Annotated in this window: 13 protein-coding genes; 3 read left to right on the top strand and 10 right to left on the bottom strand. The window is 60.8% G+C overall.

The window, feature by feature from the left end:
• Nucleotides 1–2 precede the first annotated feature (2 nt).
• The 4 genes from IFU31_RS13425 to IFU31_RS13410 all read right to left on the bottom strand — a co-directional run bounded on the left by IFU31_RS13425 (nt 3) and on the right by IFU31_RS13410 (nt 2997).
• On the bottom strand, nt 3–356 hold the full coding sequence (locus IFU31_RS13425) for a DUF4398 domain-containing protein (RefSeq protein WP_446731036.1): 354 nt from the start codon (nt 354–356) through the stop codon (nt 3–5).
• Nucleotides 357–365: 9 nt separating this feature from the next.
• The gene (locus IFU31_RS13420) at nt 366–1193 is read right to left on the bottom strand and encodes a substrate-binding periplasmic protein (RefSeq protein WP_192103244.1); all 828 of its coding nucleotides are present in this window, start codon (nt 1191–1193) and stop codon (nt 366–368) included.
• 110 nt (nt 1194–1303) lie between these two features.
• Nucleotides 1304–2248, bottom strand: a complete 945-nt coding sequence (locus tag IFU31_RS13415) for an electron transfer flavoprotein subunit alpha/FixB family protein (protein WP_122477284.1) — start codon at nt 2246–2248, stop codon at nt 1304–1306.
• A complete protein-coding gene (locus tag IFU31_RS13410) occupies nt 2248–2997 on the bottom strand; it encodes an electron transfer flavoprotein subunit beta/FixA family protein (protein ID WP_122477283.1) in 750 nt (249 codons plus the stop codon). Before IFU31_RS13410 ends, IFU31_RS13415 begins: the two co-directional genes overlap by 1 nt.
• 573 nt (nt 2998–3570) lie before the next feature.
• Between IFU31_RS13410 and IFU31_RS13405 the strand changes: the two genes are divergently transcribed.
• Both IFU31_RS13405 and IFU31_RS13400 read left to right on the top strand, forming a co-directional pair.
• Entirely contained in the window at nt 3571–5235 is a 1665-nt protein-coding gene (locus IFU31_RS13405) for a 4Fe-4S dicluster domain-containing protein (RefSeq protein ID WP_122477281.1), read from the top strand.
• Between the two features lie 25 nt (nt 5236–5260).
• Nucleotides 5261–6028, top strand: coding sequence for an SDR family oxidoreductase (locus IFU31_RS13400; RefSeq protein WP_192103242.1), 768 nt, complete (start codon nt 5261–5263; stop codon nt 6026–6028).
• Between the two features lie 5 nt (nt 6029–6033).
• Here the strand turns inward: IFU31_RS13400 and mrdA are convergent, their stop codons facing one another.
• From mrdA to IFU31_RS13370, 6 genes are all read right to left on the bottom strand, one after another.
• Complete coding sequence (gene mrdA, locus IFU31_RS13395) at nt 6034–7926, bottom strand: penicillin-binding protein 2 (RefSeq protein ID WP_122477278.1); 1893 nt, start codon at nt 7924–7926, stop codon at nt 6034–6036.
• A 99-nt stretch (nt 7927–8025) separates the two neighbouring features.
• A complete protein-coding gene (locus IFU31_RS13390; protein WP_122477276.1) occupies nt 8026–9099 on the bottom strand; it encodes an AI-2E family transporter in 1074 nt (357 codons plus the stop codon).
• Nucleotides 9100–9198: 99 nt separating this feature from the next.
• Complete coding sequence (locus tag IFU31_RS13385; protein WP_122477274.1) at nt 9199–10515, bottom strand: ATP-binding protein; 1317 nt, start codon at nt 10513–10515, stop codon at nt 9199–9201.
• On the bottom strand, nt 10512–11180 hold the full coding sequence (locus tag IFU31_RS13380) for a response regulator transcription factor (RefSeq protein ID WP_122477273.1): 669 nt from the start codon (nt 11178–11180) through the stop codon (nt 10512–10514). The genes IFU31_RS13385 and IFU31_RS13380 overlap by 4 nt, the downstream gene beginning before the upstream one ends.
• Nucleotides 11180–11491 (bottom strand): PepSY domain-containing protein, encoded by a 312-nt coding sequence (locus tag IFU31_RS13375; protein WP_192055623.1) that lies wholly within the window; start codon nt 11489–11491, stop codon nt 11180–11182. Before IFU31_RS13375 ends, IFU31_RS13380 begins: the two co-directional genes overlap by 1 nt.
• A complete protein-coding gene (locus tag IFU31_RS13370) occupies nt 11491–11799 on the bottom strand; it encodes a PepSY domain-containing protein (protein WP_122477270.1) in 309 nt (102 codons plus the stop codon). Before IFU31_RS13370 ends, IFU31_RS13375 begins: the two co-directional genes overlap by 1 nt.
• A gap of 234 nt (nt 11800–12033) precedes the next feature.
• Between IFU31_RS13370 and queD the strand changes: the two genes are divergently transcribed.
• Nucleotides 12034–12390 (top strand): 6-carboxytetrahydropterin synthase QueD, encoded by a 357-nt coding sequence (gene queD / locus IFU31_RS13365; protein ID WP_192103241.1) that lies wholly within the window; start codon nt 12034–12036, stop codon nt 12388–12390.
• Nucleotides 12391–12539 lie beyond the last annotated feature (149 nt).

Here is a 12539-nt window from a genome sequence, read left to right as displayed (position 1 = left end):
CTTCACTGCATGTCCCCCAATTGTTTACGCAGGCGTTGAATACGGGCGTCCAGGGCCTTGAGCTGCTCCTGCCCCTTGGCGGTCAACAACTGATCCTCGGCCAGGCGCGCATCCAATTCGGCCTGTTCGGCGTTGAGCCGGGCGCCCTTGTAGTTGCTATCAGCCATTTGCGCGCGAGCCTGGGCGAGCTTGCCAACCGCCAGCTGCATGGCCGGGTTTTCTTCTGTCGCACCGACTGCGCGCGCCTGTTCGACGGTTTGGTCGGCCAGACGCAATTGCTGCGTGGGCGCCGGATCACTGGCACAGCCAGCGAGCAGCAAGAGCAGCGAGCCTGCGGTCATAGCTTGAACGTTCACGAAAAATTCCTACTGTTGAGGGGCTGCAGGCGGGGGCGATTGCTGGGCTCTCCAGCGCTCGACATTGCGCGAGAACACCTCGGCCGGGATACCTGAAGCGGTCAATTCTGTCATTTTTTTCGCCAGCTGTCCGCGCAGCCAGGGATCGTTGCAGGCGGAGTCGTGAGACAGCGCCAGGTACAACCCCGGTCGGTCGACCGGCAGCTCGCTGCTCTGCAACTTGTCGCCCACACCCTGTGCCTGAGCCATTGCTGCCCCGGAATAGCGTCCGGCGATCACATACTCAACCTGGCCATGCACCAGCCGGTCGAAAGCCTGCTGCAGATTCTCGACGGTGGCGAGTTTCAGGTGTTCGGCGGCCAGGGTCACGAATGCCTGCGTGGGTCGCGCCTTGGCCGATATCGCCCCGGCGTGACCGTGCAGGTCGGCGAGGCTGCGATACTGCAGCGGTGCCGAACGCAGTGTCCACACCAGGTAATCGTTCGGAACCAGTGCAGGGTGCACGTAATCCAGGGACTCAAGCTCGTTCACGGCCAATGGCGCATCCACCAGCAGGTCCATTCGCCCCGTGCGCACTTCTTCCAGCGCCTGCGAACGCTTGCCTGCGTAGAGGATGTCGAGCTTGACGCCGATCTGCGCCGCCACCTGCTGCAGCAGCTCGGCGTTGACCCCGATCAGACGCTCGGGATCCTGTGGGTCCCGCCACAGATACGGCGGCGCGTCGGGACTGCCGCTGGCTATCAGCCGCTCACATTTGCCTGCACCCTGCGCCGCCAGTGGCAGCAGCGCGGCAGCCACGCACAGCGCCAAACGGCGTAGACCGCCTTTTCCAGTCATGCTCAACCTCGTGCGACCTTGTCACATGCAAAAAAGCCTGGTCGCGGTCTGCTGCCCATGGGCAACAGACCGCGACCAGGCTTGAATCAACCGCGGTCGAAACCGCTAAGTCAGACCAGCTTCTCGAGCTCGGGGACCGCTTCGAACAAGTCCGCGACCAGGCCGTAATCAGCGACCTGGAAGATCGGTGCTTCCTCGTCCTTGTTGATTGCCACGATCACCTTGGAATCCTTCATGCCCGCCAGATGCTGGATGGCTCCGGAAATGCCCACGGCGATGTACAGCTGCGGCGCGACGATCTTGCCGGTCTGCCCGACCTGCATGTCGTTGGGCACGAAACCGGCGTCGACGGCTGCACGCGACGCACCTACCGCAGCCCCCAGCTTGTCGGCCAGGGTGTACAGGTGTTTGAAGTTGTCACCGTTCTGCATGCCACGACCGCCGGATACGACGATCTTGGCAGCGGTGAGCTCGGGGCGATCGGACTTGGCCAGCTCTTCGCCAACGAAGCTCGACTTGCCAGTATCGTGGGCCGCGCCTACCGCTTCCACGCCAGCCGAACCACCTTCGGCGGCCACGGCGTCAAAACCGGTGGCACGCACGGTGATGACCTTGATCGCCGCACTCGATTGCACGGTGGCAATGGCGTTGCCCGCGTAGATCGGACGCTTGAAGGTGTCCGGCGACTCGACCGAAATGATCTCGGAGATCTGGTCGACGTCCAGCTGGGCGGCTACCCGTGGAAGAATGTTCTTGCCGTTGGCGGTTGCGGCAGACAGCACATGGCTGTAACCCGAGGCCAGCTCGACGATCAGCGGCGCGACGTTTTCAGGCAACTGATGGGCATAAGCGGCGTTGTCCGCCACCAGCACCTTGCTCACGCCGGCGATCTTGGCGGCGGCTTCGGCGACACTGGCGACCTGCACGCCGGCGACCAGTACGTGAATCTCGCCGCCGATCTTCTGCGCAGCGGCCACGGTGTTCAGGGTCGAAGGTGCCACACCCGTGTTCACCTGACCTTCGGTTACATAATCGGCGATAACCAGGATAGTCATTAGATTACCTTCGCTTCGTTTTTCAGTTTTTCGACCAGTTCGGCAACCGACTTGACCTTGATCCCGGCACTGCGAGTCGCCGGAGCCTCGACCTTGAGGGTCTTGTTGGTGGAGGTCACGGATACGCCGAGTGCCTCGGGCGTGAAAGACTCGAGGGGCTTCTTCTTCGCCTTCATGATGTTGGGCAGGGAGGCGTAGCGCGGCTCGTTCAGACGCAGGTCGGTGGTGACGATAGCCGGCAGGGTCAGGCCAACGGTCTGCAGCCCGTCATCGACTTCACGCGTGACATTGAGCTTGTCGCCAACCACTTCGACCTTGGAGGCGAAGGTGCCCTGCGCGTAGCCGCTCAGCGCTGCCAGCATCTGGCCAGTCTGGTTGTTGTCGCTGTCGATCGCCTGTTTGCCCAGGATAACCAACTGTGGCTGTTCCTTGTCGACAACGGCCTTGAGCAGCTTGGCTACTGCCAGTGCGTTCAGTTCCTCGGCATGCTCGATCAGTATTGCCCGGTCGGCGCCCAGGGCCAGCGCGGTGCGCAATTGCTCCTGCGCGGTGGCCGGACCGACGGTGACCACGACGATCTCGCTGGCGATGCCCTTCTCTTTCAGGCGCACGGCTTCTTCAACAGCGATTTCGCAGAAAGGGTTCATCGACATCTTGACGTTGGCAAGGTCGACGCCAGAGTTGTCCGCCTTGACGCGAACCTTGACGTTATAGTCGACCACTCGTTTGACAGCTACAAGAACCTTCATGGATTCCTCGTTACTCTCCGGTGAAAAGAATGTCGCCCAGGCAGACCGGACGATGACGTGGGCGCAAGGGCACCATTGAAACGTTTGCAGCATTGCGTAGTGCTGGCAAAAACCTGATTTTTCAAGACCTTGACCAGCAAAACGGGGCAGCCTTCAACAAGTATGACGTGTAAACTCGACAGTGTGTGCGTCCGGCGCATGCGAGCGACCTGGATCGGAGTCGAGATTCGATGCAACCGGTACTGCGCGCAGGACCGGCACCGAACATGAAGCTGGCCGTATCTTGACCGCTGTGCCCTGACCGGTCAATACGCGGAACTCACCGGTCACGCCCCCTGGCCACCTTGATTTTACTGGGCTGCAGCGGATTCAAACAAACGTTTGTATTGGACCTGCCGAGTGGTGTAGATATACTGCCCACACGCACATCCTTGCCTGCGGCCGTCCAGAAGCGGTACCGCCCGCCGGAGTTACACCCCCACAACGTTGCGCACTACCGCTACACGCCGGATGACCGTTCCGGCAGCTTCACCCATTAGAAAGGCCTGATGAGCCCTCAGTAGGAGAGACCCCGTGGAACGCGAATACATGGAATTCGACGTCGTCGTCGTCGGCGCAGGCCCTGCCGGCCTGTCCGCTGCGTGCCGACTGAAGCAGAAAGCCGCCGACGCCGGGCAGGAAATCAGCGTCTGCGTGGTTGAGAAAGGCTCCGAGGTCGGTGCTCACATCCTTTCCGGCGCAGTCTTCGAACCACGGGCTCTCAGCGAATTGTTCCCGGACTGGAAAGCCCTGGGTGCACCGCTGAACACGCCGGTGACGCGCGACGATATCTTCATCCTGAAGAACGCCGAGAGCGGTTCCAAGATCCCCAATGCCTTCGTGCCCCAAACCATGCACAACGAAGGCAATTACATTATCTCCCTGGGCAATCTGTGCCGCTGGCTGGCTCAGCAGGCGGAAAACCTGGGCGTCGAGATCTATCCGGGGTTCGCTGCGCAGGAAGCATTGATCGACGAGAGCGGCGTGGTCCGCGGCATCATCACTGGTGACCTGGGCGTGGATCGCGAAGGCAAGCCCAAGGACGGCCTGTACACCCCCGGCATGGAACTGCGTGGCAAATACACCCTGTTCGCCGAAGGCTGCCGCGGCCATATCGGCAAGCAACTGATCGAGCGTTTCAAACTCGACAGCGATGCCGACGCGCAGCATTACGGGATTGGCCTGAAGGAAATCTGGGACATCGACCCCGCCAAGCATCAGCCTGGCCTGGTCGTCCACACCGCCGGTTGGCCGCTGGACATCATGGGCACCGAGAACACCGGCGGCTCGTTCCTCTATCACCTGGAAAACAACCAGGTGGTGGTGGGCCTCATCGTCGACCTGTCCTACGCCAACCCGTTCCTCTCGCCTTTCGACGAGTTCCAGCGCCTCAAGCACCATCCGGTTCTCAAGCAGTACCTGGAAGGCGGCAAACGCGTCAGCTACGGCGCCCGCGCCATCTGCAAGGGCGGCTTCAACTCGCTGCCCAAGATGGTCTTCGCCGGCGGCGCCCTGATCGGCTGCGACCTGGGCACCATGAACTTCTCCAAGATCAAGGGCAGCCACACTGCCATGAAGTCCGGCATGCTCGCCGCCGAGGCGGTGGCCGATGCGCTGTTCAAGGGCTCGGAAGGCGGTGATGTGCTCGACGGCTACGTGTCCGGTTTCAAGGCCAGCTGGCTGTACGAGGAGCTGTTCGCCAGCCGCAACTTCGGTGCCGCCATCCACAAGTGGGGAGCCATCGTCGGTGGTGCCTTCAACTTCGTCGATCAGAACCTGTTCAAGGGCAAGATCCCGTTCACCCTGCACGACGACAAGCCTGACTACGCCTGCATGAAGCTGGCAGCGGACAGCAAGCGCATCGACTACCCCCGGCCTGATGGCAAACTGAGCTTCGACAAGCTCAGTTCAGTGTTCATCTCCGGCACCAATCACGAAGAAGAACAGCCGTGCCACCTCAAGCTCAAGGACCCGAGCATTCCCATCGGCAAGAACCTGCCGCTGTACGATGAGCCCGCGCAACGCTATTGCCCGGCCGGCGTGTACGAAGTGATCACCCAGGAGGACGGCGCCAAGCGCTTCCAGATCAACGCGCAGAACTGCGTGCACTGCAAGACGTGCGACATCAAGGATCCATCCCAGAACATCGTCTGGGTGGCACCCGAGGGCGCGGGCGGGCCTACCTACCCGAACATGTGATCCTCAAGCCACGGCAGGAGCGGATATGCCCAAGACCACGATGTTCGACCTCGACGGCAAGATAGCGCTGGTCTCCGGCGCCAGCCGCGGGATCGGCGAAGCCATTGCCCGCTTGCTTGCACAGCAGGGCGCCCATGTCATCGTCGTCAGTCGCAAACTGGAAGGCTGTCGGCGCGTCGCCGACAGCATCAACGCAGGTGGCGACCGAGCCACTGCGATGGCCTGTCACATCGGCGAACCGGAGCAGATTCTGGCGCTGTTCGCCGCTGTCCGGGCAACGTTCGGACGCCTGGACATTCTGGTCAACAACGCCGCCACCAACCCTCAGTTCGGCAGCGTGCTGGACGTCGATCTGGGCGCCTTCCAGAAAACCGTGGACGTCAATATCCGCGGCTATTTCTTCATGTCGGTGGAGGCCGGCAAATTGATGCGCGAACACGGCGGTGGCAGCATCATCAACGTGGCGTCCATCAATGGCGTGTCGCCCGGTATCTTCCAGGGCGTCTACTCCATGACCAAGGCTGCGGTGGTCAACATGACCAAGGCCTTCGCCAAGGAGTGCGCCGGCTTCGACATCCGCTGCAATGCCCTGCTGCCGGGGCTGACCGACACCCGCTTCGCATCAGCCCTGGTCGAGAACCAGGCCATCCTCAAGACGGCGCTGGCGCAGATCCCGCTCAAGCGTGTCGCCCAGCCGGAGGAAATGGCCGGGGCCGTGCTGTACCTGGCCAGCTCGGCCGCCAGCTACACCACGGGTACAGCGCTGAACGTGGACGGTGGTTTCCTCTGCTGAAACGGTCAGACCTTGGGGTCCGCGGGCGCCTTGGCCGGCGCCGCGTACTTGGGCTTCAGGTGACCTTCGCTGTCCAGTAGCCAGGCATCCATGATCTCGCGCACTACGGGACCGGCCACACGCCCGCCTGCTTCACCGTTCTCGATCATCACTGCCACCACGATCTTTGGCCGGTCGGCCGGCGCGAATCCGACGAACAAGGCGTTGTCGCGATTGCGCTCGAGCGTTTTCAGCCGGTTGTAGCGTTCGCCCTGCTTGATCGCAACCACTTGCGCCGTACCCGACTTGCCGGCGATGCGATACTGCGCCCCGGCCGCCGCCTGACGGGCAATCCCGCGCGGATCGTGCATGACCAGCTGCATGCCGTGGTTGACCTGATCCCACTCGCGGTTGTCGCGCAGCACGATATTGGGGATCGGGTTGTCGTCCACCGGTACCTGGCCGCCCACCGTCTCGGCCAGGTGCGGTCGACGCCACACGCCCTTGCTGGCGATCAGCGTGGTGGCCTGGGCCAACTGCAACGGAGTGACCTGCATGTAACCCTGACCGATGCCGAGGATCAAGGTCTCGCCGGGGAACCACGCCTGACGCCGCGTGGCACGCTTCCATTGCTGGGACGGCATCAGCCCCGGCGCTTCCTCGAACATGTCCAGCGAGACCTTCTGGCCCAGGCCGAAGCGGGTCATGTAATCGTGCATGCGGTCCACGCCCAGCTTGTGTGCCAGATCGTAGAAGTAGGTGTCATTGGAGCGCATGATGGCCGCGTCCATGTCCACCCAGCCATCACCACTGCGGTTCCAGTTGCGGTACTTGTGGTCGTAGTTGGGCAGCTCGTAGTAGCCAGGATCGAACACACGTGTCTGCGGCGTGACCGCACCGCTGTCCAGGCCGGCGATCGCCACTTCCGGCTTGATCGTCGAGCCGGGCGCGTACAAACCCCTGAGCACTCGATTGAACAACGGCCGGTCGATGGAATCGCGCAACGCCGCGTACTCCTTGAAGCTGATACCGGTCACGAACAGATTGGGGTCGAAGCTCGGCTTGCTGACCATGGCCAGCACATCGCCGGTTTCCGGGTCGATGCACACCACCGCCCCGCGGCGGTCGCCCAATGCCTTCTCGGCGGCTTCCTGCAGATGCACGTCGAGGCTCAGCACGATGTTCTTGCCCGGCACCGGGTCATGGTGGTTGAGCACCCGCATGACCCGCCCCTGGGCATTGGTCTCGACTTCCTCGTAACCCACCTGGCCATGCAGCTGGGTCTCGTAGAAGCGTTCCACACCGGTCTTGCCGACCGACTGGGTGCCGCGGTACTGCGTCTGGTCCAGCGTCTTGGACTCCTTCTCGTTGATCCGCCCCACGTACCCTACCGAATGGGCAAAGTGCTCCTTGCGCGGGTATTCACGCACGAACTGAGGTTCCACATCGACGCCCGGCAGCAGGAATTGATTCACTGCGACCCGCGCAATCTGGTTCTCGCTCAACTCGTACATCAGGGTGACCGGTTCGAACGGATGGCGCACACGCTTCAAATCCTTGTCGAACTGTTTGCGCGCCTCATCGCCCAGTTCCAGCACCTTGGCCACTTCATCGAGCACCTGCGCAGTATTGCCCGCGCGCTCGCGTGTGAGAGTCAAGTTGAAGCTGGGTCGATTGTCGGCCAAGACCACGCCATTGCGATCGTAGATCACACCGCGTTCGGGCGGGATGGGCAGCACATGCACCCGGTTGTTCTCGGAAACTGTGGAGTTGTAGGTGAACTCGATGACCTGCAGGAAGTACAGACGCCCGACCAGGGCAATGCTCAAGGCCAGCACCAGCAAGGCGCAAGCGATCAACCGACGGTTGACCAGACCTTGTTCCTTGCCATGATCTTTGAGAGGAATGGGCTGGGGCATGCGGACCGCTCTGAAAAAGCGCCGATGGTAACCAAGCAGGCCCCTGCTCTCAAGCGCCGACTCCCTCGGGCTGACCAAGGGAGTTGGACAGTGCAGATGTCAGGTGCGGTCCTGGGGCAGACGCACCTGGCGCTTGGTACTGACGAAGATGCCCCAGCTGGACATGAACAGCGCTGCAATCAACGGACCAATCACGAAACCGTTGAGCCCGAAGACTGCCAGGCCGCCCAGCGTCGAGACCAGGATCAGATAGTCCGGCATCTTGGTGTCCTTGCCCACCAGCAATGGGCGCAGCACGTTGTCGACCATGCCGATGACCAGAATGCCGAACAGCGTCAGCGTGACCCCCTGCCAGATGTAGCCGCTCAACAGGAAGTAGGCGGCCACCGGCGCCCAGACGATACCGGCTCCGACGGCAGGCAACAGCGACAGAAACGCCATGAGCACCGCCCACAGCAATGCGCTGGGAATGTCCAGGAACCAGAAGATCATCCCGCCGAGGGCACCCTGGGTGACCGCTACCAGCAGATTGCCTTTCACCGTGGCGCGAACCACACGGTTGAACTTGAGCTGCAAACGGCGCTTCTGCTGCTCGGCCAACGGGATAGCCGTGCGGATCTTGCGTGATAGTTCCGGGCCGTCACGCAGGAAGAAGAACAGCAGGTACAACATGATGCCGAAGCTGATCACGAAATCCAGCGTACCCTGGCCGAAGCTGAAGGCCTGCGTCGCGAAATACTGGCTGCCCTGCATCGCACCTTTGGCGACCTTGTCGCGCAGACCCTCCAGGTTGCCCATGCCCATGCGATCGAGCAGCTGTTGCCCGGAAGCCGGAAGCAGTTGCTTGAACTGATCGATATAACCCGCCACGTCGAGCTGGCCGTTCTCGATGTTCTTGTACAGCACTGCACCTTCCTGAACCAGCAAGGCACTGATGATGATCACCGGCAGGATGGCGATGATCAATGTGATGGTGAGGGTTATCAACGAACTGACGTTGCGACGCCGATTCAACTTCCTCATGACCAGTCGCTGCAACGGTGCAAATACGATACCCAGAATCACTGCCCAGAAGACCGCGCCGTAGTAAGGCAGAAGAATCCAGATGAAAGCGATGGTGACCAGGATCAACAGTAACAACAGCGTTTTGTTTTGCAGGTTGGTTTCGTTCATGTTCGATCCATGTCGATAAGCTACAGAGCCGTCATTCGGCTCTGTGACTTAGTCCTCCCAGCTGCGCGCGAGTTTAGTCATCGCCAAGATAAATCCGCGTCAGACGCGTTTATCCATTTCGATAGTGACGCGCAACCCACCCAAGGGGCTTTCCGACAGGCTCAGGCGAGCAGACCAGCTTTCGACGATGTCTCGTACGATCCCCAGACCCAGGCCGTGACCGTCGACCTGCTCATCAAGCCGAGAACCGCGATCCAACACCGCCTGGCGCGCATCCTCAGGGATACCCGGACCGTCATCGTCCACCCAGACGCTATACCCATGCTCGTGCTCGACGATCGTCAGGCAGACCTGCGCGTCAGCCCACTTGCAAGCGTTGTCGAGCAGGTTGCCGAGCAGTTCCAGCACGTCCTCCCGATCCCACGGCAAGCGAACATCCGCAGCCACCTCGTAACTCAGGCTCAAATGGCCGCCATGGATCATTTCCAGCGTGGCAAAAAGACCTGGAATCTCGCCAGCGCAATCGAACTGAACACCCGGCAGCGCGTCGCCGGCCAGACGCGCGCGGTTGAGTTCACGGCTGAGCCGCAGCTGGATGTGCTCCAACTGCTCACGCAGCAGGCGGCTGACTTCCGGCTGGTCCCGCAGCCGTTCACTGCTGGCCAGGCTCAGCAGCACGGCCATCGGCGTCTTCAGCGCGTGCCCCAGATTGCCCAGCGCGTTGCGCGAGCGCTTGAGGCTGTCCTCGGTGTGCAACAACAGGTGGTTGATCTGCGCGACCAGCGGCTCGAGTTCCACCGGTACTGCACTGTCCAGCTGCGAGCGCTGACCGAGCTGCAATTGCGCGATCTGTTCGCGCGTGCGCTCCAGTGGCTTGAGCGAACGCGTGACCGTGATGCGCTGCAGCACAAGTACCGCAATCAACGCAGCGAGGCCCATGCCCAGGCCAATCTGGCGTACCCGCTGAAAACTGGTGCGTACCGGCGTGTAGTCCTGGGCGACGATGATCGACAGTGGCTGCCCGAGCCGACGGTAATCGGCACGCAACACCAGCAGCAACTGACCCTCCGGGCCCAGCTTCAAACCCGAATACAGCCCTGACTGATCCGGTACGGGCAGCTCGAGATCCCATAGCGAACGCGAGCGCCAATGCCCATCGGGAAAGTCTATGCGGAAGTAGTGCCCCGAGAACGGCCGTTCGTAGGCGGGAGAAATACGGTGCTGATCCAACTGCAGACCTTGCGGCCCACGCTGCATCGCTACCAGAAGGTTCTCGCTTTCGTTGCGTAAACCGGCTTCGAGATAGCGCTGCAGGCCCATCTCGAACAACCACAGGCTCAATTGAGCGAGGACCAGGCCCACGATCACCAGAACACTGATCAACCCGACGCTCAATCGCGCCTGGATCGATCTCACTGCACGACTCCAGCGAAGCGGTAGCCCTGCCCTCGGCGGGTTTCGATCACACTGCGACCCAATTTGCGCCGCAGATGGTTGACATGAACTTCCAGCACATTGGAATCGCGCTCAGTCTCGCCGTCATACAAGTGCTCGGCCAGATGGCCTTTGGAAAGAATCTGCTCCGGATGGAGCATGAAGTAGCGCAGCAGGCGAAACTCGGCAGCCGTCAGCTGAATATCGACCCCGGCCTGCTGCACGCACTGGCGACCCTCATCCAGGTGCAGACCGGACGCTTCCAGGCGCGGCATGTTGGACAAGCCACGGGCGCGGCGCACCAGTGCCTGGGCACGCAACTGCAGCTCCTCGGGGTGGAAGGGCTTGGTCAGGTAATCGTCGGCCCCCGCTTTCAAGCCTTCGATCCGCTCCGCCCATGATCCCCTCGCGGTCAAAATCAGCACGGGGGTAGAGAGGTTTGCCGCTCGCCATTGGGCCAGCACCTCCAGCCCAGGCAGGCCAGGCAGTCCAAGATCGAGGATGATCAGATCATACGGCTCGGTCTGACCCTGATACACCGCATCTCGACCGTCCGCCAGCCAATCCACAGCGTATCCCTGGCGACTGAGGCTGGCGCTCAGCTCATCGGCCAGGGGGACGTTGTCTTCCACCAACAGCAAGCGCATCAGTCATCTTCCTCGTCTTTGAGCAAATCGCCTGTGGCCGCATCCAGCTTTATCTCGCGAACGACACCTGCCGTGGTCAGCAACTCGACCTCATACACCAGCTTCTGTTGCTTCTCTTCAAGCTCGGCTTCCAGCAGACGTGCCCCTGGGTAACGCGCCATGGCTTGACCGAGCAATTGTTCAAGAGGAAGGATTACACCTTCCTGTCTGAGTCGCAGCGCTTCATCCTGGTCCAGATCGCGAGCCACCGCCAATGAGCAGCACGCCAGCAGCCCGACCATCATTGCGCGACCCGCTGGCGATATGTTCATTAGGTATCCTGATGGTCTTTGAGCACTTGGCCGGTGGTTGCATCAAGTTCCACATCCCACTCGACACCTTTATTGTCGCGCAGCTCGACTTGATAGATGTATTTGCCGTATTCCTCTTCCAGCTCGGTCTCGTGAATGGTACCGCCTGGATGCTTGGCCAATGCTGCAGCATTGAGCTTTTCAAAGGACTGGATGGTACCAGCATCACGCAGGCGAAGCGCCTCGTCAGGTCCGAGATCTTTGGCCTGGGCACTGATGGCCACGAAACTCAGGGAAGAAGCGAGCAGCAGAGCAGTCAGAGTTTTCATTTGGTTCACCTTCGGTATGTGTGAGGTATATGGGGTTTACGAAAGACACAATACCGAAGGTGACTTAACTCAAACTTAATGGCACAACGCTAGCTTGTCGATGATGTCAGCGCTGTATTGCCCGTGCGTAATCCTGCTGGATGGATGCCGGCCCCACCTGCCCAAGCCCACTTACCGTGCGGCTTGGACACCTGATAAACTGCAGCACTGCCCCATCAACACATTGGAACAAACGTGGAAATTTTCAAGGAATTCACTTTCGAGTCTGCCCATCGGCTTCCTCATGTACCCGAGGGGCATAAATGCGGTCGCTTGCATGGCCATTCCTTCAAGGTCGCCGTCTATTTGAAAGGCGACGTTGATCCTCATACCGGCTGGATCCGTGACTTCTCCGAGATCAAGTCGATATTCAAGCCGCTTTACGAGCGCCTTGATCATAACTATCTCAACGACATCCCTGGCCTCGAAAATCCAACCAGCGAGGTCCTGGCGAAATGGATCTGGCACCAGCTCAAGCCGCTGTTACCCGAGCTTTCCAAGATCCGCATCCACGAAACCTGCACCAGTGGCTGCGAGTACACCGGCGACTGATATGCACGATAAAAAAAACCACCCGACCGGGTGGTTTTTTTTGGCTTGCAAGTTCTTTCGAGCGCATAGACAAAACCCCTACCTGCTTGCGCAGATAGGGGTTTCGGAATTGAATCTTGACGATGACCTACTCTCACATGGGGAAACCC

The organism is Pseudomonas sp. CFBP 13602 (genome assembly GCF_014842725.1).
In the GTDB taxonomy this organism is placed as follows: domain Bacteria; phylum Pseudomonadota; class Gammaproteobacteria; order Pseudomonadales; family Pseudomonadaceae; genus Aquipseudomonas; species Aquipseudomonas baltica.
Note: the sequence above shows the minus strand (reverse complement) of the source record. Positions and strands in the feature narration are given on the sequence as shown.